Genomic DNA, 22,585 nt, shown 5'->3' on the forward strand with positions numbered 1-22,585 from the left:
GGCCCTAGTGTGTGCCGGAAAGAGGCGCGCTATGTTATGCTGCCTTCTGGCAATTTTAAGCAACGATCACGCTGCCCGACCACTTACCGCATTTATCGCCCCAAATGGCGATGGTCTGTTTGTTCATCATTACCTTCACGACTTCGCACATATTGGCGCAGCCGTTGCAGATGAAACTGGTAGGGGCAAACTCCACTTTCAGGGCGGCTGCGCCCCGGTAGGCCGTGGGCCGGCCGGTGGCGGCAATATGCTCGCGGGCCAGGATGGCGGCGCCGATGGCGCCCATTACGTTGTAATATTTCGGAATAATGATGGGGTGGCCCATTTCCTGCTCGAAGGCGGCGACAATGCCCTTGTTGGCGGCCACGCCGCCCTGAAAGACGTAGGGTGGCTCAAGGTCGCGGCCGCGCCCCAGATTGTTGATGTAATTGCGGACCAGAGCTTCACACAGGCCGCGGACAATCTCCGACTTGGAAAAGCCGTACTGCTGCTTGGCAATCATGTCCGATTCGGCGAAAACGGTGCAACGGCCGGCGATGCGCACGCTTTTGGTTGCTCTTAGCGCCAGGTCGCCGAACTCGCTGATGGGGATCTTCAGCCGCTCGGCCTGGTGGTCGAGGAAGGAACCGGTACCGGCGGCGCAGATAGTGTTCATGGCAAAATCAACTACCATCTGGTTGCGGATAATAATAATTTTTGAGTCTTGTCCGCCGATTTCAAAAATGGTGCGCACCTCAGGATGGTAGGTTACGGTGGCCGTAGCATGGGCGGTTATTTCGTTTTTGACAATATCGGCGCCCAGCAGGAGGCCGGCGAGCTGACGGCCGCTGCCGGTAGTGCCGACGCCGCCGATACGATAGTCGCCGGCTGATTTCATCATTAGCGACAACGCTTCTTTGAGCGATAGCAGCGGCTGGCCTTCGGTACGGGTATAAGACGAGTATACTACTTCATTGTCGGCATCTATCAGTACCACATTAATGCTGACAGAGCCGACGTCAACGCCGAGAAATACCTCTTTGCTCACCATATTCCCTCCCTAGGATGGTTTTGCGCTGCCGGCACGCAGTTTTTTGGTATTACGAACCAGGTCAATAAAGGCTTCAATGCGCGTATGGTTATTAGCCAGGCCGCGCTGTTCATCCAGGGCGATGGACAGGATGGGGATGCCCAGGTCTTTGGAAACGCGGGGGATGATGCTCTGCGTTACCAATTCCGGCAGGCAGGCGAAGGGCATGAGATGAATAATGCCATCGGCACCCTGTTCCCGGAAAGCGATCATGTGGGCGATGTTTTCCTTGTCGTGGCCGCCGAGACCAATTTTGAGGTATGGCGTGGCCCGGTCGAGAATGGAGTAGACGTAAGAAGTTCTCCACGGAATGAAATGCAGCTTATGGTCCAGCCAGTGGGATACATACTGTGAGTTAAGCACCTCCACGCCCAGCGCGGCGAGAAACTCCTCGAGTTCCATATTGGCATGGCCTTCCATGGCCACATAGATTTCACCGACGATACCGATGCGTACTGTCCGGGCGGGGTCGGCGGCTACGCGGGGCACGGCGGCGATCCAATCGCCGGCCGCCCGTTCCAGCTCGGCCACTTCCCGGCGGGATGAGCAGTGGTAAAACTTTTCCTGAATTTCGTCCCACAAGCGGGCAAAGGCGCCGCGCTGCTGCTCATAGGGGCGCAGCAGCCGGATGCGGGCCTGCAGCCGGTCGAGGGCGGCAATTATGGCATAGCAGAGACGGATGGCCTTGATTAGGTATGCCCAGGAATAACTGCCCTTAAGTTCGCTGAGTTGGGCGAGAAAGGCCCGGGGATGGAGTTTGAAGGAATCAAAAACATAGAAGGGGACGTTCCAGCCTAAACTTTTGAGGATGCGCCGGTGAACTTCGGCGTAGAAACCGGCGCGGCAGGAACCGTCGCCGCCGGTCGTTACCACGCCCTCGGCGCCCCGCTCCATCGCCTCAATATAAGTGCCCATGACGCATTTAAAGGGGAAACAGAGAAACTCAGGGCTGTACTTTGTCCCTAAGTCAAAGGTGCGCTGAGTGGGTTTTAGCGGCATAACGACTTCGTGGCCGAACATTTCCAGCAGCTTTTTATAGACCAGGATTGGCCCCATATAGGGAAAGGTCAGCTTCATGGCGGCTACCTCGCTTGGCGGATAAGCATTTTTTTGCGGCGGAGCATATCGACAAAAGCCTCGATCCGCGTGTTCAAGTGGGCCTCTCCGCTATGCTCGTCAACCCGAATGGTCATGAAGGCCTTTTCTTTCTCCAGCGCGATGAGGTCCAGCATTTTTCCGAGCATAGAATCGGGCCCGCAGCCGAAGGCGGTGATATGGATGACGCCGTCAATGCGCGGGTCATCGAAAAAGTCATAGCCTGTGCCAAGCAGCTTGTTGGTGAACGTCCACGGCATGGTCTTGCGCAATGGGCGCAGGTTTTCGGTAACGGTATAATCGTCCAGCATTTCAAAGGTGACGACATTGGCGCCGGCGGCGCGCAATTTACCGATGATATCCATGCCGATGAACTTGTCATAAATATTGTACACATAGCCTAAAAGGCCAATGGTGAGCGGGCGGGACGGCGGCGGGGACGCGCTTGCCGGTCCGCTCTCCAGGCGGGCCAGGGCTTCTTCGATTGTGCAGCCCTGCAGATGGTAGCGGCGAAAGACTGTCCATTTGCTTATCGCCGCAGCCAGCGCTTTTTTGACCACGCCGGAGCTTACGCCAAGGGGACGGGCGAAAGCGGCATAGTCGCCAAAGTCTTCGATCGTTTCCCGGCGGCAGCAGATATCGGGGGCAAGCATGCGCTCCGCTAGTTCCGGCAGGATATGCCGCATCATGTCGGGCAGGCCCAAAAATTTAGGACAGAAGAATTTATGTTTTTCCACCGAAACCATGCGGGGGATGAATATGTAATCCACACCGGTATTTAGCAGGCTTGCCACATGGCCGCAGAAGATTTTCAGCGGCAGGCAGATTTCCGCAACCGAGTACTTTACGCCGAGGTCGACGATTTCCTTGGTGGTCGGTCCCGATAATACCGCTTCGCAGCCCAGGTTGGTAAACAGGTTTTGCCACAGGGGATTGTAATAGTAATAAAGGAGGGCGCGTGGCAGTCCGATTTTCATGGCATACCTCGGTGAGCATCGCCGGACTTGTTTCTTCCGTAGCCGGCATGCCGAATTAAAGGCAGGATGGAAAAATCATTCTGTAAAAACTTATGTTTTCCGTCCGGGGATTCATTCCTCCTTTCTATTTGTGTTTTTTTTGACATTTCCGACATAAATCCTGCTGTAGTGATGTAAGGCCGGTGCAAAGTACCGGTTAGTGGTTGCCGCGGTATCGTGACTATAGGGCGGCAGGGGACAATTCGCTTTATAAAATAGAAAGGTTATGATAATGGAAAGGTTACGCTGCAGGAGAGACAAGCCTGCCTGGCGAACAATTGCAAAAAGGTTTCTGCTGGTAACAGTTAGGCGAAAAGCTAAAGGAGGACAGGCGCATGGAATATCGCATTTTGGGCAAAACAGGGCTGAAAGTGTCGGAGGTTGGGTTTGGCGGTATTCCCATTCTCCGACTGAGTACCGATGAAGCGGTGCGGGTGCTGCGGCATGCTTATAACCGGGGTGTTAATTTTTACGACACGGCCAACGCGTATAAAGACAGTGAAGAAAAAATCGGCAAGGCATTTCGGGGTATGCGTGACAAGGTCATCTTTGCCACCAAGACCCAAAAGCGGGATGCCGCCGGCGCCGCCGAGCATCTCGACAACAGCCTGCGCATGCTCCAGACCGACTATATCGACATTTATCAGCTCCATCAGGTGTCGCAGGAAAAAGATTGGCAGGCCATCACCGCTCCCGGTGGCGCGCTGGAAACCATTGTCAGGGCGAAGGAACAAGGAAAAGTCCGCCATATCGGGGTTACCTCGCATAACCTGGCGATGGCGGTTAAGTTGGTTAAGACCGGGCTGTTTGAAACTGTCCAGTTTCCGTTTAATTTTATTGAAACGGCCGCGGCGGAAGAGCTGTTCCCGGTGGCACGCCAGCTCAATCTCGGCATTATTGCCATGAAGCCCTTTGCCGGCGGCGTGATCGACAACGCGCGCATTGCGTTTAAGTTTTTGCGCCAGTACCCTGATGTTGTGCCAATCCCCGGGTTTGAAACCGTCGCAGGAGTGGATGAGATTTTAGGCTTTTATGAAACGCCAAATCAGGTAGATTCTGACGATCTGGCGCTGATGGAGCGTTATCGGGACGAACTGGGACGGCAGTTCTGCCGGCGCTGCGAGTACTGTCAGCCGTGCCCGCACGGCGTAATGATCACCATGGCGATGGGCTATCGCGTGGTCGCCCACCGCATGTCGCCGGCGGTAGCTGTGGGCAATCTGAAAAAGGTCATGGCCACGGTGCCGCAGTGCGTCGAGTGCGGCGTGTGTATGACGCGCTGCCCCTATAATCTGCCCATCCCTGAAATCCTGAAAAAGCACTATGCCATGTATGAACAGCACCGGGCTGAGCTCGGCAAGTAATGCGCCGCCTAAAAAGGCAAGTATGTTTGCATCCAGGCTCTTGGTGTACGCAGTTAAGTGCTGATTGACGAAGACCCCCGCAAGCGGATGCGTGCGGGGGTTTGTGACGCGGCTAAGTATGATTGGCCGGGACAGGCGTGCACGCTAAGAAGGCCGGTAATTTTTCGCGCGAGGGACAAAAATGAGAACAGATCTCCATATTCACACCACTTTTTCGGACGGGTCATGGACGCCGGAGCAGGTTGTGGCCAAGGTGGCCGCTGCCGACATTGGTCTTTTTGCCGTTACCGACCATGATACCGTGGACGGCTTGGCGGCCGCCCGGGCCGCGGCCACGGCGGCAGGCATCGCCTTTCTTCCCGGGGTCGAAGTGTCGGCGACGGTGAACGGCAAGTCAGTCCACATTCTCGGCTACGGCATCGACCCTGAACATCGGGAACTTAGGCGGCTATTGGCTAGCAATACGGCGCTTTTGGAAGAGGCCGACCATGACAGCATCCGCAAACTCATTGCCGATGGCCTGGCCATCGACTATGACGAATACTGTGCCTACCGTCACGATCCGGCCCGCGGCGGCTGGAAGTCGCTCAGCTTTCTCATCGACAAAGGCTTTTGCCGGGATGTGAGTGATTTTTTTGCCAATCTGTTCACCGAAAAACGGGGGATTCGCTTTCCTGAGTTTCCGCCGCCGGCCGAGGTCATTGCCGTCATCAAAGCGGCAGGCGGCATACCGGTCCTGGCCCATCCGGGCAGCGATTTTCACGGGACATCCCTGGAAGAAACGCTCGATGCCTTCGGCCGGGAGGCCATTGAAGGCGTGGAATGCTTCCATTCCAGCCATGATGCCGTTACCACCCGCCGAGCGTTGGCCTGGTGCCGCCGCCACGGCATGATTGTGACCGGCGGCTCGGATTGTCATGGCGATTTTATCCCGCATCGCCGCCTGGGCGAGCCGGTGGTGACGACCGAAGACTTGTGGCTGGGGCCGCTGGCGGAAAAGGTAGGCTGAGCGGTGAAAATTTTTTTGTTCAGCCTATTGCATAGCGGGGAAGATGGCTTTAAAATATAGTCTCAGTTAGCAATTTTCGTAGGCGGGAGAGGATGATGAAGAAAATGAGAAAGGGGATTTCCGTTATCGGCGTGCCGATGTGGCTGGGCCAGACGCGGTTTGGCGCCAACCTGGGGCCTGATGCCATTCGTGCGGCCGGTTTGGTGACGCGGCTGAAGGGGCTGGCGTACCGCGTCAGCGACGAAGGCAATATCGCGGTCGGTACGAAAGCGCCCTACAAGCGTCAGGATAAAACGCTGAAAAATTTGCAGCCAATCGTCGCGGCGAGTGAAAAAGTAGCGGCCAAGGTATCACGCACGGTGGCCGCCGGACGGTTTCCGCTCATCCTCGGCGGCGACCACAGCATCGCCATCGGCACGCTTGCCGGCATCTCCCGCCATTACGCCAACTTGGGCGTAATTTGGTATGACGCTCATGGCGACCTGAATACTCCGGAAACTACTCCCAGCGGCAACATCCACGGCATGCCGCTGGCTGCCAGCATGGGCCTGGGCCATCCGGCCTTAACCGGGATTGGCGGTTATGTAGGCAAAGTGAAAGCGGAAAATCTCGTGATGATTGGCATCCGGGATTTAGACCCCGGCGAGCGCCTGCTTATTGCCGAACGGAAAATCCGGGTATATACCGCCGATGACGTCAGCCGCTTAGGTATTGCGCAAGTAATAGCCGAAACGGTTGATTATCTGTCGGCCCGGTGCGATGGCGTTCATCTCAGTTTTGACCTTGACGGCATTGATCCCCTCGAAGTGCCTGGGGTAGGAACGCCGGTGGCGGGGGGTATCAGCTATAGCGACAGCCTTGCCGCGCTTGCCCTGCTGCACCGATCGGGCATCATAACGTCGGCCGAGTTGGTTGAAGTCAATCCGCTGCTTGACCGGGAAGACCGCACCGTGAGCGCCGCTTTGGCCCTGGCCGGTGCGCTCTTCGGCGAGGTGGCCGACAGTGAAGGGATTTGCCAGCCGGCAGCGGCAACACCGTCAGTTACCGCCTCAGCGGCCAAGCGATAATATGGTTATGTAGCAAATGGGGAAACCTGGAAATGCGGGTTTCCCTTTTTGGCTATATTGGGAAGACAAATAGTGAGAGCGTGTAAAATTTTTCGGATTTTCCTTTATAATAGGAGTATGGCTGTAATTTGACATTAGGGGTGATGGCATGCGGGAGTTTGAAATCAATACGCCGGCCGAAGGTTTTATTGATATAACCGGTTTGGTTGCCGCCGCGGTTGAAGCCGCGGCGGTGCGGCAGGGGCTCTGTCAGGTTTATGTGCCCCATACTACCGCGGCGGTTACAATTAACGAAAACGCTGACCCTGACGTCGTCCGCGACATGCTGGCGGCGCTGGCGGAAATGGTGTCGCGCTTGCCTTACCGCCATGGGGAGGGCAATTCGCCGGCTCATGTTAAGAGCTCGCTTTTGGGGTGCTCCGTGACGGTGCCGATCGTGGAGGGCAGGCTGTGGCTGGGTACCTGGCAGGGTATTTATTTTTGCGAGTTCGACGGCCCGCGCCGCCGTAAATTTGTTGTCAATATTGTGGGTGCCTAGCATGTTTGTCGCCGTGTGCATCATCGACCTTTTTCTGCCGGGCGCCGGGTCATTGAAAGGCAAACGCCAAATCCTCAAAAGTATCATGGACCGCATCAAGGCCCGTACCAATGCGTCGGTGGCCGAGACCGACGCCCAGGAGCTTTGGCAACGCGCCGTCATCGCCGTGGCCATGGTAAGCGGCGACAAGGCGCTGCTGGAGCGGCAAATCGGCATTATCCGGCGGATCGTCGAAGACAACGCCGAAGTGGAACAAGTGGACTTTACCGTGGAATATCGATAACCGGGAGGGCAACATGGGCGATAAGAAGCTGGTCTATGCCGAAATGATACTCTTGCTGGTGGCGTTTTTCTGGGGGATAAATCCGCCAATCATGAAGGTAGGGCTGGCCTATCTCCCGCCGCTTCCTTACAATGCCTTGCGGATGCTTATCGCCATGGCCGTCGCCTGGGTGGCGCTGGTATGGTCGAAGAGCTACCGCCCCTTTGGCCGGGCTGACTTTAGACAAGTCTTTTTGCTGAGTCTTTTTGGTTTTTTTGTTTTTCAACTGTTCTTTACCCTTGGCGTTGAGCGCACCACCGCCGGTAATGCGTCGCTGCTGCTCGGCCTGCTGCCGGTAAGCGTGGCGATCATAAACAAGGTGTGCAAAATCGAGGAGATTACTTTGCCGGTTACCTTGGGCATTCTCCTCTCGCTGGGGGGAGTTGTTCTCATTGTCGTTGGGTCGGGCAAAGAACTCAGCCTGGCCAGCGCCCATGTTACCGGTGCCCTCTTTCTGCTGGGCGCTCAGACCGGCTATGGCTACTATACCGTTTTTTCCAGGGGGCTGCTCACCAGATATTCTACTTACCAAATCACCGCCTATATCATTACCATTACGACGGTGTTGTTTCTGCTCGTTTCGCTGCCCGCCATGGCGGCGGTCGACTGGCGGGCCGTGCCGGCCGCCGGCTACTGCAGCGCCATTTATTCAGGGGTTTTTGCCTTGACGGTCGGCAATTTTCTGTGGATTTGGGGCGTGGGCAAACTGGGCAGCCCCAAAGCGGCGCTCTATAATAATCTGTCGCCGGTTTTCGCCATTACGACAGGCTATCTGTTTTTGCACGAAGCCTTCGGCTGGCTGCAATTCGCCGGCGCGGTGGCGATTACGGCCGGTCTGTATATTACCCGGACCAAGGGGGCATTCCTCCGGCGAAGCATGCGGCGCGGGCGGGAGAAGGAAACAATTAACAGGTGACAGCGGGGAAAAACCGGACATACTAGGGCGTAACAACCGAAATTCGGGGTGACGTCATTGGTCCGGATTTTCTTATATGTTGCCGCCGTCATCGGCCTTTATCTGGTGGTGCTGCCGCCCGTGCCGGTAGTGGCCGACGTGCCGCCCTTTCCATCCCAGGTAGAAATGGTAGCCAAGCCAGGCGTTTCGAAGTTCGAACTGCAAATTGCCCGCCGGGCGGTGAGTTTTACCGCCCGGTTTATGGACGAACGGTGCCAGCTGGCGCTGAACCATCCCGTCAAGGTCGTGCTTACGGCCGACCAGGCCAGCTACTTTGCCGTCTTGAGGGACGAGGAGCAACTCGACGGGGATATCATCCGGTCGCAACTTGCCCGTTCGACCGGTACGACGGTTAATGACCATGTCATTATCAATGCCGGCGCCGTCGAATATTATCGTGATATGGTGTTCATCACCGCTCATGAAATGGTTCATCAGTACCAGCCGGCGGACGCCGCCCAAGCCGGCCTCTGCTGGCTGACCGAGGGAACGGCCGACGTGGTGGCCGCCAATGTCGTTGCTGCCGACAGCGGCAAGACGGCGGTCGTCGACGAATATCGCCGCAATTGGCTGAAAGTGGTTAAAAGTGACGGCCACCGCCCCGGGCTGGAGATGCTTGACGCCAAGGCCGACTGGCTGGCGGCGGTGCGGCGTGATGCTCCTGTCGCCTACCGGACGGCGGCGCTGGCCGTCTTATACCTTACCGATAGGAATGGGTATGGCGCATTGGCCGCCTATTGGCAGCTGCGGGCCGGCGGCAAGCCGCCCGAGCCCGCCTTTCAGCAGGCTTTCGGTCTTTCTTCCGCCCAATTTGCGGCCCAGTTTGCCGCCTGGCTGGCCCAGCAGGACAGCAAAAGATAAAAAGGCGGATAATAGTCCAGGGCTTTATATTATGGCAGAAAATATATTTGACGTCTTGCGTTCACTATGTTATAGTAAAACGAGTTCAGTTTGCCGCCACAGGCATTTGCCTTCGCACTCCAGTCCTTTCTCTGCACTGCATTGGTAATTTTGTGGCTAATTCTGAGATCAGTAATTGCCAATACAGTTTAGGAGGAGGCAACAATGATGAGTGTTGAAAAACAGGTGAGAAAGCTGTGCAAGCAGCTCATTCGCCTTGGTTATTATCCGTTCCAGATTCGCAGCATGGTGCAGGAGGCCATCGGCACCGTTATCATGGATGACATGGATGAACAACAGCAAAAGCGACTGGTGAACGTACTGCAAAAGTATGTGGAACTGGGTAATGACTTTCTGTTAAGCTATAGCAAATAAAAAATCCCTTCTGCTTTGGGCAGAAGGGATTTTTTATTTGCTACCCGTTGCGTATTTTGCGTCCTTGACAGTTTCAACATTTCTTTAAATTTATGATGGAAATATTTTATTAATAATGATATAATGAAGGAAAAGTTTCATAACACGAGGAGGGAGTAAAATGGATAACGTTTTTTATCGCAATTTGACCAAAACATATCTGGAAGTCGACCATGGCGAAGGCATTTACCTCTACGACAAGGACGGCAACCGTTACATGGATGCCTGCTCAGGCGCGGCGGTGTCTAACCTCGGCCATGCCCATCCCCGCGTGATCAGGGCTATGACCGAGCAAGCCCAAAAGGTGGCTTTTAGCCATTTATCACGCTGGACTTCCGGGCCGATCAAGGAGCTGGCTGACCTCGTAGCCAGCCTTGCCCCTGGTTCGCTCAACAAGCTCTATTTAGTTTCCGGCGGTTCGGAGGCCACTGAGGCCGCGCTTAAGATGGCCCGCCAGTATTATCTCGAACGGGACGGCAAAACGGGGAAGTACCGGGTGATTTCCCGCTGGAAGAGTTTCCACGGCAACACGATCGGGGCCTTGTCCATGACCGGTGACAAACGCCGCAAGAAATATGCGCCGCTGTTGTTGAACTTTCCCCATGTCGCTCCGGCTTACTGCTACCGCTGTCCTTTCGGCAAAGAACAGGAGACTTGCGCCGTGGAGTGTGCTCTGGATCTCGAACGCGTCATCAAGCTGGAAGGGGCCGACACCATTGCCGCCTTCATCGCCGAGCCGGTAGGCGGAGCGGCCTGCGGCGCCATTGTTCCCCATAAGGACTATTTTAAAATCGTCCGCGAAATCTGCGACCACTACGACATCCTGCTGATCGCCGACGAAGTTATGACCGGGTTCGGGCGGACCGGGGCAATGTTCGCCATCGAAGATTACGGCGTCGTACCCGATATGATCTGTGCGGCCAAAGGTATGAGCGCCGGCTATTCGCCCCTCGGTGCCGTCATTGTCAAAGACGAAATTTACGAGACCTTCAAACAGGGTTCGGGCATTTTCGTTCACGGGCACACTTACGGTGGCAACCCCCTCTCGGCGGCAGTGGCCGTAGCGGTCATCAGGACTTTAATCGAAGATAATCTTGTCGAAAACTCTCGTGTTATTGGTAGTTATCTTCTGGAGCAACTGCGGGAAAAATTGCAGCCCTTCTGGTTTGTCGGCGATGTCCGCGGCAAAGGCCTGATGCAGGGCGTAGAAATCGTCAAAAACAAAGCGACGAAAGAACCGTTCCCTGCTGCTTTGGGGCTGGCCGAAAAATTAACGGTGACGCTGATGAAACATGGCGTTGTGGTTTATCCCGGCAGCGGCAATGCCGACGGGGAAAACGGTGATCAGTTCCTTCTGGCGCCGCCGCTCATCATCACCAAAGAACAGGCCGACGAATTGGTTAATGCCATGGTGGCCGGCTTTGCCGAATTTGACAAGTCAATTTCCCAGTACAAATAAGGGGGGAGCCGACATGGAAAAGCTAATTATTACCGTTGCGCCTACCGGCAATGTGCCAACAAAAGCAATGACGCCTTTCGTTCCGGTCACGCCGGAGGAAATCGCCGAGGACATTGCGGCTTGCTATGAAAAAGGAGCGGCCGTGGCGCATATTCATGCCCGCAACGAAGAGGGCAGACCCACGCACGAAATCAAGTTTTTTGCCGAAATTCTCCGCCGTCTGGACGAAAAGGGCTGTCCCATTATCCGGCAAATTTCCACGGGGGCCCGGGCCGGCAAAACCGCCCAGGACCGGGCCGAAGCCCTGGCGCTTAATCCGGCATCCGCGAGCCTTGCGACAGGTTCGTCCAATTTTCCCGCATCGGCCAATGTTAATGATCCCGCGCTGATTGAGTATCTGGCGAAAATCATGCTGGAGCGAAATATCAAGCCGGAACTGGAAATATTTGATACCGCCATGATTAATAATGCCGTCCAGCTGCACAAGGCCGGTCTTCTTAAGGAACCGCTGCTGTTTAATCTGGTGCTGGGGGTAAAGGGGTCGCTGCCGGCTACGCCGAAAAACCTCTTTTTCCTGGTGGAAAGCCTGCCGCCCAATTCCGTCTGGAGCGTGTCGGTGGTTGGTCCGCAGCATGTGCCGCTTTCCATGATCGCCATGGCTTTAGGCGGCCATGTCCGCGTCGGGGTTGAGGACAATATTTATTACAGCAAAGGCGTACTGGCTACCAATGTCACCCTTGTCGAGCGGATTGTGAATATTGCTCGGGCAATGGGTAGGGAAATCGCCACGCCGGACGATGTAAAGCGAATATGGGGAGTGAATTAAGATCAAAGCAGCCCAGGAGTCATCCTGGGCTGCTTTAGTCATTCGGAGTGGTATACCCGGTAGCTTTCCCATACTGCTTCCATTTGGCGCAGTATGTCCGCCGTCTTGGCGCTGTCGCGGGCGCCTACGGCCAGAATTAAGGCGTTAATGAGGCTGAGCGGCGCGGCAAAAGAATCGACGAATGAGATTTGCTGGCTGCGGGCGGTCAGGACATGATGGCTATACGGCGCCAGCGGCGAAGTAAGCGAATCCGTTATGGCAAGGACCCGTGCCCCGTTTTCCCGGGCATATTTTATGCCTTCGACGGTCTGTCTGGTATAGCGGGGAAACGAAATGCCGATCACCAAATCCCCCGGGCCGGCCGGCCTGATCTCCTCGAAAAATGTTCCCACGCCGTGGATGAGGCGGCTGTTTTGTAAAAGGAGCTGGAGGTAAAAATGGAGGAAATAGCCTAACGCTGTGGCGCTGCGCAAACTTATGATATAAATATTGCGGGCCAGGATGATTTCGTTGACGGCTTTTTCAAAGTCGGCGCCGGTAATTTCCTCCATGGTTAATTGAATATTGCTGATGTCGGCGCTTAATGCTTTGTGCGGCAGATTGGTTTGTCCGTCCAGCAACGCCAGCCGCAGCCGCTCCACGGTCGTAATTTTAGTTTTAACCATGTCCTGCAAAGCCTGTTGGAGTTCGGGGTACCCTTTGTAGTTTAGCGCCATGGCGAAACGGATGACGGTTGCTTCACTAACGCCAAGGGTTTGGCCGAGCTCTTTGGCGGTGAGAAAAACGGCCTTGTCGTAGTGGTCCAGGAGATATTCGGCAATTTTTTTATGACTGGCGCTCATGCCGGGGTAATGCGCCTGTATGTTTTGGACCAGGGAAGGTTTCATACGTTATTCACCTCAGACAAGCGTCTATTGTTATCATTATACCGGATGCGAGAAAAACAATGAACAACATCCTGATTTAAGGACCTTTTTCTAAAGATAATCTAAAAAAACGTAGCGATAATACAGTCATAGCCCCCACAAAAATACCAAATAAACGAAAGGGTGTTAAGTTATGAACAAAACCAAGAAGTGGCTGCTGGCGGTTAGTATTGCCACCATGTTTGCGGCGAACGGCGTAGTTATGGCCGCGACGACTGCCGAGCAGCAAGGCGCTCCCGATGACGCACGGCCTGCTTCGATGGGCAAAGGCCATTTTGCGCACAAAGGCGGCATGAGACATTTCAAGGGAGATAATACTGCGCTGCTTGAATTGTTGAAAATAGACGCCGCGACCTTTAAGAGCGAGATACAAGCCGGTAAATCTTTGGTTGCTATCGCCAGGGAGCACGGCGTATCTGAGCAAGCGCTGAAAGACTTTTTGGTCAACCAAATGAGCCAACGCCTGGACGAAGCGGTCAAGACAGGCCGGATTGATGCGGCCAAAGCGGAGAAAATGAAAGCCGGAATTGAGGAGCGCGTAGCGGATATGATAAACGGTAAAGGACCGCGGCATGCTGGCCGCGCCCCCATGCGCGGACACGGCATATTTGGGGATGCCAAGCTGCTGGCCCTACTAAAGATTGACGCGGCAACGCTGAAAAACGAGCTGGGCGCCGGCAAGACTTTGGTTGCGATTGCCCAGGAACATGGCGTTTCCGAACAGGCGCTTAAAGATTTTATGGTAGGAGAAATGACCAAGAGAATTGAAGAAGGCGTGAAAGCAGGCCGTATTTCTGCCGATAAAGCGGAAGCAATGAAAGTTAATATTGAGAGCCGCGTATCCGCCATGATTAACGGTAAAGGTCCCAAGCCTGGACACAAGTGGGGAGCGCACTAAATAACAGCCGAGAGACAGGGAACAGGTACTTGCCGGTGCAAGTGTCTGTTCCCACTATGATTTCCCGGAAGATTACCGGTTATGTTGCTTTAATTTTAGCAAGACCGTAAACACTATTGAAAGTAAAGTATTATAGATTGGCAAAATATTTGGCTCTGCACGGAGGTTAACATGCGAATTCTCGTCGTCGAAGATGACAATGCATTGCGCGAAGCAGTCGTCTCGTTATTGACCGAAGAGAATTATCTTGTCGACGAAGCGGCAACCGGGGACGAGGGTCTATATCTGGCGGAACAAGGGATACACGATCTGCTGATACTGGATATCATGCTGCCGGAAATTAACGGCCTGGAAATAATCAGAAGAGTTCGCGAGGCCGGGCATACGGCGCCGATTTTATTGTTAACGGCACGGGACAGTGTGGCTGATCGCGTCTATGGGCTCGAAACCGGGGCCGATGACTATTTAGTAAAGCCCTTTGCCATACCGGAACTATTAGCCAGGATAAAAGCCTTGCTACGGCGCAGGGGTAATCTGGGAAAAGACGGTACAATAAGCTATGGCGGTGTCACGGTAGATGCTAAGGTGCGGGACGGCTTTATCGAAGGCCGGCCGCTTGGGCTAACCACGAAAGAGTATGAACTGTTGGAGTTCCTGGTGTTAAATAAGGAACAGATTTTAACCAGAGAGCAAATCTTCGACCGGGTCTGGGGCTTTGCCTCCGAAACGACGATTAGCGTGGTTGACCTATATATTCACTACCTGCGTAAAAAGTTGGCCCCCTTCAACCGGGACGGACTAATCCAAACCGTACGCGGCGCAGGGTTTATGCTTAAGGAGAAATAGCTTATGTTTCAACGGACGCTACGCCGCTTGTCGGTAATTAACTCGGTGGTATTTTTGTTGATTTTTTTGACCTTTGGCGCCGTGCTGTACGGCTACGTGTCTTATCGGTTGTTTGATAAAGTTGATGATGCTATGCGGTTTAAGGCGGAAAGTTTTAAAATTACGAATGGCCGCGTGGCTAACCCGGGCCGCGGCCGGTTTCTGTTTGATCCGCGCATCATTATATTGCTGCGCGATGCCCAGGGGAGGGTTACGAACATATTTTCCAGCGAAGTTGCCGATTTGGAGCGGCTCACCGCTTTGGCATCCCAAGTGAATACAGATGAAATCCAAATCAGAGAATTTGAGAACCATGCCTATCGGATTATTAGTCTCCCTTACCGGTATGAGGAAAACGTGCTGCAGACCGAGCGCGGGCCAATTGCCGTAAAAGACGTTATCGCCGTGAGTATTGTCGATTCCGAGGTCGCCTTATTGCGCAATCTTTTTATGATTATCATTAGTGGATTGATTATGGGAATGATTATTATCATTCTGGCAGGGTATTACCTGGCAAGGCGGGCGATGGTCCCCATTCAGGCGGCCTGGGAGAAACAGCAGCAGTTTGTTGCCGATGCTTCGCATGAACTCAGGACGCCGCTGGCCGTCATAAAAAGCAACGCTGAACTTATGCTGCGACATCCAGACCATACCATAGAAGAAGAAAGCATTCGGGTTACGAACATAGTCAGAGAAGTCAGGCGGATGACGAAGTTGGTTGCCGATTTGCTCACTTTAGCCAGGGCCGATGCCAACCAGGCTGAACTACAACTAGAACTTGTCAATTTAAACGAGCTGGTTGCTTCCGTTGCTGAGCAGTTTGGACCGCTGGCAGAATTGGAAGGTCATATGCTGAGAGTAGCAATGGCTGAAGAGTTGAAACTGACGGGAGACAGGGAACGGCTGTATCAGCTTTTGGTTATATTGCTGGACAATGCCGTAAAATATACGCCGCCACCCGGACACATCCTAATAACCGGGGCCAAGCAAGGCGGTCATATTTTGGTCACTGTCGAGGATTCCGGTCAGGGTATCCCCCCCGAGGACTTACCCCGTGTTTTCGACCGGTTTTACCGCGGCGATAAAGCCCGGTCGCGGGAAAAAGGCGGAACAGGTTTGGGATTGGCGATTGCCAAATGGATTGTCGAAAAGCACGGCGGCAAGATAGGGGTGGAGAGCACAGTCGGCGCCGGGACAAAGTTCAGCATCCTTTTGCCTGTAAAATGGATAAAACGGAACTCCTTTTAGGCCATGGGCTTTTAGCCGGTGGCTTTTAATTTTATTACGGCATGAGCGTACTACCCTGAAAACGAGGTGTGCCAGCGCTTTTTTTGGGCAAGGGCCTGGCTTTCTAAAAAAAATCTAAAACTTATCATTTATAATTTAGTCATTATTAATGAGCCAGAGCGTATACAAGACCGGACAACCAGGGGGAACACCAATAAAACTTGGACAAATTGATTTAAGGAGGTTGCTACACATAATGCGGAGGTTAAAAAATAGCGCTGCCGTTATTACCGCCGGTCTAATTATTTTGCAACAGTCATTTTTGTTCGCCGCGCCGATCAAGCTGTCGCTGGCCGAAAGCATTGATTTGGCGTTAAAAAATAACCCGGCGATCCAAATAGCGCAAGAAGACAAAGAGCGGTCGCTGTGGGGGGTTAGTGAGGCCAAAGCAGGAAAGCTGCCGAGCATTTCATTTGGCAGCAGTTACAGTTTTCAGGACCGGGGCGCTGATGGACCTGGCCAAGACAGCCTAAATAGCAGCTTAAGAATGAGCTGGCAGCTTTACAACGGTGGCCGGACCGAGGCGCAGATTAAGCAGGCTGAGCTTGGCGTTACCACCGCGGACATAAATGTATTAAAAGCCAAACAGCAACTGATCCTCGACACTACTACGGCTTACTATAGTGTTCTTTTGGCTAAGAATATGCTGGCCGTTAATGAGGAAACCGTTAATAATTTAAAGGCCCACCTGGAGGTAGTGCAGGCAAAATACGAAGCGGGCACGGTAGCCAAGTCTGACGTCCTGCGGGCGGAAGTGGAACTGGCCAATGCCGAACAAAACCTGATAAAAGCGCAAAACCAGTATGAGTTGGCGGTATCAAATTTACTTACTACCATGAATATGGATGCGGGGACCGACCTTCAGTTGGAAGGCGAGCTGCAGTATCAGCCTGACCCAAGAACCCTGGCGGAATTAATCGCCGTTGCCAAACAAAACCGGCCTGAGATCGCTCAAGCCAAGGCAAGTATTGAAAGTGCCGAAAGCGGGGTAAAGATTGCCGAAAGCGGCAAGCTCCCCACCGTTTCTTTATCGGCCACAACCGGTTGGAACGACAGCCTGCTGCCAAGCGATAATAACTGGTCAGTGGGGCTCGCGGCAAACTGGAACCTGTTTGACGCCGGGGTGACGAAGGCCAAAATAAAAGAGGCCGAAGCCGCTCTCGACAAAGCTAACCTGCAAGCTGAGCAAGTCGCAGATACGGTGGAGCAAGAAGTCCGGCAGAGCTATCTCGGCATGAAGGAGGCGGAAAAACGTCTCGCAACGACCGAGACGGCGGTTAATAAGGCCAAAGAAGACCTTTATATTGCCCAGGAAGCATATAAAGTCGGCGTACGCACCAACCTGGACGTAATCGATGCCCAACTGGCGCTCACTCAGGCCAAGACCAATCATGTCCAAGCCCTCTACGATTATAACGTGAACAAAGCCAAATTGGATAAAGCGGTAGGCTTAGAAACGAAGTAGCGAAAATGACGGAGGTAAGTTATGAGGGAAATATGGCTTAAAACTAAGCAGCATAAAAAGTGGCTGCTCTTAGGACTGGGCGGTCTGGCCGCAGTTATCGCCGGTTTAATCTTCGCGCAAGGCGCCGGCAAGATGTCGGCGGCTGCGCCGCAGCAAGTTATCCGGGTGGAACGCGGCGACATCGTTGCCACCGTGGCGGCAACCGGCACAATCAAACCGGTAAATATGGTTGATATCAGTTCAAAGATAACGGCGCAGATCAAAGAGGTAAAAGTGAAGGAGAACGACCAGGTAAAGGCCGGCCAAGTTCTCGTAATATTGGAAGACAGCGGGCTCCGGGCCCAGGTAACCCAGGCCAAAGAGCGGCTCGATAATGCCGCGGTCAAATATGAGCGTATCGCCAGGCTGAACACTATCGGCGGCGCATCAAAAGAACAGCTTGATGACGCCCGTATGGACTATAACATCGCCAAGGCAAGCTACGACGAAGTAATGTCAAAACTAAGCGAGACAGTGATAGTTTCGCCCATTGACGGCAGTGTGATCGGCAAACCGCTTTCCGCCGGCGAAATGGTGGCGCAGGGCGTTAACAACCCGACCGTAATTTTGACGGTGGCCGATATGTCGAAAATGCAGATCGAAGCGCAAGTGGACCAAACCGATATTGGTAAAGTGGCGCTTGGCCAAAAAGTCACCTTTACCGTTGATGCTTATCCCGGTAAAGAGTTTGCGGGTACGGTGGCTACCATTTCCAAAAAACCGGTTGTCCAGCAGAATGTCACCTACTATCCGGTAACGATCGACGTTATTAATGCGGAAAACCTGCTAAATCCCGGGATGATTGCCAGGGTGTCCATCACGGTCAGCGAAAGGAAAGGCGTGATGACCTTGCCGCTTGCGGCGATACGGACCGATAAAACCGGCAAGTATGTTGTCGTTGTCGGGGATAACGGCCAGACTCAGAATGTGCCGGTCACTACCGGCAGTGTTGGTGATGACCGGGTAGAAATTACCAGCGGGCTCAAGGAGGGCGATAAAGTTGTCGTATCGCTGCCGAAGACACAGGCACAAGGGCAAACCGGCGGCGGTCAACAAGGACGGCCTTCCTCCAATCCGCTTAACATGATGCGCCGCATGTAAGGAGGCCGGAAAATGGGGATTGAGTTATCTGATATAACCAAGATCTACCAAATGGGCGACACGCCGGTCGCTGCCCTGGCCGGCGTGACCTTAAAGATCCGGGAAGGCGAGTTTACCGCCATCATGGGGCCGTCGGGTTCAGGTAAATCGACGTTAATGAATATCTTGGGCTGCCTGGACCGGCCGACAAGCGGGTCGTATCTGCTGGACGGCCAGGAAGTATCGTCGCTGACTGACGATGAACTGGCACTGACCCGAAATAAAAAGATCGGGTTTGTCTTTCAGAACTTCAACCTGCTGCCGCGGATGTCGGCCCTCGACAACGTAGCCTTGCCGCTTGTTTACGCAGGTGTCGGCCGTAAAGAACGGCAGAAACGGGCAGCGGCAGCATTGGCGGCCGTTGGTTTGGAGAACAGGATGAACCACTTGCCCAACGAGTTGTCAGGTGGCCAGCGCCAGCGGGTTGCCATTGCGCGGGCGCTGGTAAACGAGCCGTCCATTATTATGGCCGACGAGCCTACCGGTGCCCTTGATACCAAGTCAGGCAATGAGGTAATGGAAATCTTTCAAAGCCTCAACTCCTTCGGACGGACGATTATCCTGGTAACCCACGAACCCGATATTGCCGCCTATGCCAGAAGGGTAATCCACGTCCGGGACGGGCGCATCGTCCGCGACACAGAAAGGGATGATTAATGTGTTCCGGGAAAGTGTAAAAATTGCCTTAAATGCATTGGTCGCCAACAAATTGCGCTCTGTCCTTACCATGCTCGGCATTATCATCGGGGTAGGCGCGGTCATCGCCATGGTTTCGATCGGCATGGGCGTGCGGGATAAGGTGCAAAACTCGATTGCCAGCCTCGGGAGCAACCTCATCATTGTTACCCCGGGGGCGGCTTCTTCTTCCGGTATCCGGCAAGCAGCGGGGACGAATACTACGTTGACGCTGAAAGATGCACAGGCCATTGCCCGTGAGATTCCCGGCGTAAGTGCGGTCGCTCCCAGCGTCGGCCGGCAGTATCAGGTCGTTGCGGGCAACCAGAACTGGACTACCAACGTCCAAGGAACAACTCCGGAATATATGGATGTCCGCAATTTAAGCGTCCAGAGCGGCAGTTTTATTACCAACGAAGATGTGGAAGCAAGAAACCGCGTAGCCGTTATTGGCTCCACGGTTGCCGGCAATTTGTTCGGCAACGGAAATCCGGTCGGCCAAAATATCCGTATTAATAACGCCCCGTTTAAGGTGATCGGCGTACTGGAAAGTAAAGGCCAGTCGGCCGGGGGCCAAGACCAGGACGATATTGTTATTATTCCCCTTACTACTGCCCAAGAACGGCTGATGGGGATTACGTATATCCAGACAATCAGTGTACAGGCGGCCAGCGCCGATGTTATCGACCAAGTTCAGGACAGTATTACCGGCCTGTTGCGGTCGCGTCACCGCATTACGCCCGACAAACCGGACGACTTTACGGTGCGCAACCTCGCCAGCGTAATGGCCACAGCTCAGGAGACGACTTCCACCATCACTATGCTGCTAGGCAGTATAGCGGCGATTTCCCTCGTGGTCGGCGGTATTGGCATTATGAACATCATGCTGGTATCTGTCACCGAACGGACGCGGGAAATAGGCATCCGCAAGGCGTTAGGGGCAAGATATTCTAATATCCTTATGCAATTTCTGATTGAGGCGGTCGTTATCGGCGTAATCGGCGGCGTTATCGGCATCGCACTGGGTATAGGCTGTTCTTACGCAATTTCCTCCTTTGCCGGCTGGAATACCGTTATCACTCCGTTGCCTATTTTAGTGTCTTTTGCTTTTTCCGTCGGCATCGGTCTGTTCTTTGGACTGTACCCGGCCCGAAAAGCGGCGCTATTAAATCCCATTGACGCGCTAAGGTACGAATAGAAAAAATTTAAGCCTCTGCCATGGCAATAGAGCGCAAATCCCCGGTAGCGTTTGGACGCAACCGGGGATTTGTCTTAGCCAAGGTGTTTTCTGACAAAGCGGCCGATGCGTTCGAGGGCTTCGGCCAGATTGGCGGCTGAGTTGGCATACGAGCAGCGTACATAGCCTTCGCCGCTGTCGCCGAAGGCGCTGCCGGGTACCAGCGCAACTTTTTCCTCCTTTAGCAGTGTTTCGGCAAAGGAGAGCGAATCCATACCGGTTTCTTTGATGGAGGGAAAGATGTAGAAGGCGCCTTTTGGTTCAAAGCAGGTCAGGCCCATTTCCCTAAAACCGTTAAGCATCAGGCGGCGGCGCCGGTTGTATTCGGATACCATTTTCTCTACGCTGGCCTCGCCGTTGCGCAGCGCCTCAATGGCGGCCACCTGGGCCGTGATGGGGGCGCACAGCATGGTATACTGATGAATTTTTGTCATCGCGGCAATGAAGTCCGGATTAGAACAGGCGTAGCCCAGCCGCCAGCCGGTCATGGCATAGGCTTTGGAAAAGCCGTTGAGCAGGATGGTCCGGTCCCGCATATCCGGCAGGCTGGCGAAGCAGGTGTGTGTGCCTTCGTATGTTAACCGGCCGTAAATCTCGTCAGAAATGACAATAAGATCATGTTTTTTGACAAAGGCGGCAATTTGTACCAGTTCCTCCCGGGTCATAACCGCGCCGGTGGGGTTGTTGGGGTAGCCGATGACCAGCACCTTGGTGCGGGGGGTGATATAGGCCTCAAGGAGGGCCGGCGTCAGGCGGAACTCGTTGTCAATGGTGGTTGGCACCGGGATGGGTTTGCCGCCGGCGAGGGTAACGCAGGCCTTATACGAAACATAGCTGGGCTCGGGGACAAGCACTTCGTCGCCGGGGCTGAGGACGGCCCGCATCGCTAAATCGAAGGCTTCGCTCACGCCGACGGTGACGAGCACCTCTTTACGCGGGTCGTAGGTTACCTGGTAGTCGCGCGCGAGCAGCCGGGCGATTTCTTCCCGCAGTTCCAGCAGGCCGAAGTTAGACGTATAGGCCGTATAGCCGCGGTGGAGACCGTGGATGCAGCTTTCGCGGATGTGCCAGGGGGTGATAAAGTCTGGTTCGCCCACGCCCAAGGAAATGACGCCCTTCATTTCGGCTACAATGTCGAAAAAGCGGCGGATCCCCGACGGCGGGATGGATTTGACGAGCGGCGAGACGCGGTCAGCCCAGGTCATGGCGTCACCGCCAATCTCCGGTCTTCTTCCCGGTCTTCCAGGATGACCCCGGCTTCCTTGTACTGTTTGAGGATGAAATGGGTGGTCGTGCTCATAACGCCTTCCATGGTTGCCAGCTTGGTCGCGACAAACCGGGCCACTTCCTTCATGTTTTTCCCTTCCACGATGACGGCCAGATCATAGGCGCCGGACATAAGGTACAAGCTGCGCACTTCCGGGAACCGGCAAATACGTTCGGCAATCGCGTCAAAGCCAACTTCCCGCTGGGGGGTGATGCGGACGTCAATCAAAGCGGTAACGGTGTCCACGCCGGCCTTTTCCCAATTGATGAAGGTGTGGTATTTAAGAATGACTTTTTGCGCTTCCAGATCCTTAAGCGCGGCTGCAATTTCCTCGACCGGCCGGCCCAGCATGGCGGCCAGCTGTTCGGCCGTGAGCCTATGGTCTTTTTCCAGCAGTTCTAATAATTCTTTCATTGCCAAAACCTCCTCTTCTCCAAAATAAAAAGTTCCCGTCCTTTAAGGACGAGAACTTTGGTTCCCGCGGTACCACCTACTTTAGCCGGCAATTGCCCGGCTCCCTCTAGTCCCGTTAACGCCAGGATACGGTCAGGCTTACTTGGTCCGTTCGGCCCGACGGCTCCAGGGTGGCCTTCTGGCTGCGGCCTTTCGCCGGTTTCCACCAACCCCGGCTCTCTGTCGAAAGAAGCGGCGGCCATACTCTCCCCATCATCGCCTGCTATGTCTTTTTCGCTTATATGGTATCACAGGCGGCGCCGGAGATGCAAGAGCGGA

At 54.2% G+C, this 22,585-nt stretch carries 23 protein-coding genes and 1 other annotated feature; of the genes, 17 read left to right on the top strand and 6 right to left on the bottom strand.

The window, feature by feature from the left end:
• Nucleotides 1-55: 55 nt before the first annotated feature.
• The 3 genes from BLQ99_RS02995 to BLQ99_RS03005 are packed head-to-tail and all read right to left on the bottom strand — an operon-like array spanning nt 56 to nt 3,141.
• Nucleotides 56-1,030, bottom strand: coding sequence for an acyl-CoA dehydratase activase (locus BLQ99_RS02995; RefSeq protein ID WP_093688001.1), 975 nt, complete (start codon nt 1,028-1,030; stop codon nt 56-58).
• A 9-nt stretch (nt 1,031-1,039) separates the two neighbouring features.
• Entirely contained in the window at nt 1,040-2,146 is a 1,107-nt protein-coding gene (locus tag BLQ99_RS03000; protein WP_093688003.1) for a 2-hydroxyacyl-CoA dehydratase, read from the bottom strand.
• Between the two features lie 5 nt (nt 2,147-2,151).
• A complete protein-coding gene (locus BLQ99_RS03005) occupies nt 2,152-3,141 on the bottom strand; it encodes an acyl-CoA dehydratase activase-related protein (protein ID WP_093688005.1) in 990 nt (329 codons plus the stop codon).
• 374 nt (nt 3,142-3,515) lie between these two features.
• Between BLQ99_RS03005 and BLQ99_RS03010 the strand changes: the two genes are divergently transcribed.
• The 10 genes from BLQ99_RS03010 (at nt 3,516) to BLQ99_RS03055 (ending at nt 12,034) form a co-directional block, all read left to right on the top strand.
• On the top strand, nt 3,516-4,544 hold the full coding sequence (locus BLQ99_RS03010; protein WP_093688007.1) for an aldo/keto reductase: 1,029 nt from the start codon (nt 3,516-3,518) through the stop codon (nt 4,542-4,544).
• 181 nt (nt 4,545-4,725) lie between these two features.
• On the top strand, nt 4,726-5,553 hold the full coding sequence (locus tag BLQ99_RS03015; RefSeq protein WP_093688009.1) for a PHP domain-containing protein: 828 nt from the start codon (nt 4,726-4,728) through the stop codon (nt 5,551-5,553).
• A 92-nt stretch (nt 5,554-5,645) separates the two neighbouring features.
• On the top strand, nt 5,646-6,620 hold the full coding sequence (gene rocF, locus BLQ99_RS03020) for an arginase (RefSeq protein WP_245690229.1): 975 nt from the start codon (nt 5,646-5,648) through the stop codon (nt 6,618-6,620).
• Nucleotides 6,621-6,768: 148 nt separating this feature from the next.
• On the top strand, nt 6,769-7,158 hold the full coding sequence (locus BLQ99_RS03025) for a secondary thiamine-phosphate synthase enzyme YjbQ (protein WP_093688011.1): 390 nt from the start codon (nt 6,769-6,771) through the stop codon (nt 7,156-7,158).
• A 1-nt stretch (nt 7,159) separates the two neighbouring features.
• Nucleotides 7,160-7,441: a DUF503 domain-containing protein gene (locus tag BLQ99_RS03030; RefSeq protein WP_093688013.1), complete on the top strand. Its 282-nt coding sequence runs from the start codon at nt 7,160-7,162 to the stop codon at nt 7,439-7,441.
• A 13-nt stretch (nt 7,442-7,454) separates the two neighbouring features.
• Complete coding sequence (locus BLQ99_RS03035) at nt 7,455-8,396, top strand: DMT family transporter (protein ID WP_245690230.1); 942 nt, start codon at nt 7,455-7,457, stop codon at nt 8,394-8,396.
• Nucleotides 8,397-8,453: 57 nt separating this feature from the next.
• On the top strand, nt 8,454-9,296 hold the full coding sequence (locus tag BLQ99_RS03040) for a hypothetical protein (protein ID WP_093688015.1): 843 nt from the start codon (nt 8,454-8,456) through the stop codon (nt 9,294-9,296).
• Nucleotides 9,297-9,500: 204 nt separating this feature from the next.
• Nucleotides 9,501-9,710 carry a hypothetical protein gene (locus BLQ99_RS03045; protein ID WP_143005859.1) on the top strand — a complete coding sequence of 70 codons (210 nt, stop codon included), beginning with the start codon at nt 9,501-9,503 and terminating at the stop codon, nt 9,708-9,710.
• A gap of 160 nt (nt 9,711-9,870) precedes the next feature.
• Entirely contained in the window at nt 9,871-11,208 is a 1,338-nt protein-coding gene (locus tag BLQ99_RS03050; RefSeq protein ID WP_093688019.1) for an aspartate aminotransferase family protein, read from the top strand.
• A gap of 13 nt (nt 11,209-11,221) precedes the next feature.
• Entirely contained in the window at nt 11,222-12,034 is an 813-nt protein-coding gene (locus BLQ99_RS03055; protein WP_093688021.1) for a beta-keto acid cleavage family enzyme, read from the top strand.
• A gap of 38 nt (nt 12,035-12,072) precedes the next feature.
• Here BLQ99_RS03055 and BLQ99_RS03060 read toward each other — a convergent pair whose 3' ends face one another.
• Nucleotides 12,073-12,921: a MurR/RpiR family transcriptional regulator gene (locus BLQ99_RS03060; protein WP_093688023.1), complete on the bottom strand. Its 849-nt coding sequence runs from the start codon at nt 12,919-12,921 to the stop codon at nt 12,073-12,075.
• Nucleotides 12,922-13,093: 172 nt separating this feature from the next.
• Here BLQ99_RS03060 and BLQ99_RS03065 point away from each other — a divergent pair, with 172 nt between their 5' ends.
• The 7 genes from BLQ99_RS03065 to BLQ99_RS03095 all read left to right on the top strand — a co-directional run bounded on the left by BLQ99_RS03065 (nt 13,094) and on the right by BLQ99_RS03095 (nt 20,547).
• A complete protein-coding gene (locus tag BLQ99_RS03065) occupies nt 13,094-13,858 on the top strand; it encodes a hypothetical protein (RefSeq protein WP_093688025.1) in 765 nt (254 codons plus the stop codon).
• A gap of 171 nt (nt 13,859-14,029) precedes the next feature.
• Nucleotides 14,030-14,704 carry a response regulator transcription factor gene (locus BLQ99_RS03070; protein WP_093688027.1) on the top strand — a complete coding sequence of 225 codons (675 nt, stop codon included), beginning with the start codon at nt 14,030-14,032 and terminating at the stop codon, nt 14,702-14,704.
• A gap of 3 nt (nt 14,705-14,707) precedes the next feature.
• A complete protein-coding gene (locus BLQ99_RS03075; RefSeq protein ID WP_093688029.1) occupies nt 14,708-15,991 on the top strand; it encodes a sensor histidine kinase in 1,284 nt (427 codons plus the stop codon).
• Nucleotides 15,992-16,226: 235 nt separating this feature from the next.
• Nucleotides 16,227-17,495, top strand: coding sequence for a TolC family protein (locus BLQ99_RS03080; protein WP_171904578.1), 1,269 nt, complete (start codon nt 16,227-16,229; stop codon nt 17,493-17,495).
• A 21-nt stretch (nt 17,496-17,516) separates the two neighbouring features.
• Nucleotides 17,517-18,635 carry an efflux RND transporter periplasmic adaptor subunit gene (locus tag BLQ99_RS03085; RefSeq protein WP_093688033.1) on the top strand — a complete coding sequence of 373 codons (1,119 nt, stop codon included), beginning with the start codon at nt 17,517-17,519 and terminating at the stop codon, nt 18,633-18,635.
• Between the two features lie 12 nt (nt 18,636-18,647).
• Entirely contained in the window at nt 18,648-19,331 is a 684-nt protein-coding gene (locus tag BLQ99_RS03090) for an ABC transporter ATP-binding protein (RefSeq protein ID WP_093688035.1), read from the top strand.
• Nucleotides 19,324-20,547 (top strand): ABC transporter permease, encoded by a 1,224-nt coding sequence (locus tag BLQ99_RS03095; protein WP_425440865.1) that lies wholly within the window; start codon nt 19,324-19,326, stop codon nt 20,545-20,547. Before BLQ99_RS03090 ends, BLQ99_RS03095 begins: the two co-directional genes overlap by 8 nt.
• A gap of 74 nt (nt 20,548-20,621) precedes the next feature.
• Here BLQ99_RS03095 and BLQ99_RS03100 read toward each other — a convergent pair whose 3' ends face one another.
• Together BLQ99_RS03100 and BLQ99_RS03105 are read right to left on the bottom strand one after the other, a co-directional pair.
• On the bottom strand, nt 20,622-21,791 hold the full coding sequence (locus BLQ99_RS03100; protein ID WP_093688039.1) for an aminotransferase class I/II-fold pyridoxal phosphate-dependent enzyme: 1,170 nt from the start codon (nt 21,789-21,791) through the stop codon (nt 20,622-20,624).
• Nucleotides 21,788-22,267 carry an Lrp/AsnC family transcriptional regulator gene (locus BLQ99_RS03105; protein WP_093688041.1) on the bottom strand — a complete coding sequence of 160 codons (480 nt, stop codon included), beginning with the start codon at nt 22,265-22,267 and terminating at the stop codon, nt 21,788-21,790. Before BLQ99_RS03105 ends, BLQ99_RS03100 begins: the two co-directional genes overlap by 4 nt.
• 41 nt (nt 22,268-22,308) lie before the next feature.
• Nucleotides 22,309-22,532 (bottom strand) — a binding site (T-box leader).
• Nucleotides 22,533-22,585 lie beyond the last annotated feature (53 nt).

The organism is Sporolituus thermophilus DSM 23256, assembly GCF_900102435.1.
Lineage (GTDB): Bacteria > Bacillota > Negativicutes > Sporomusales > Thermosinaceae > Thermosinus > Thermosinus thermophilus.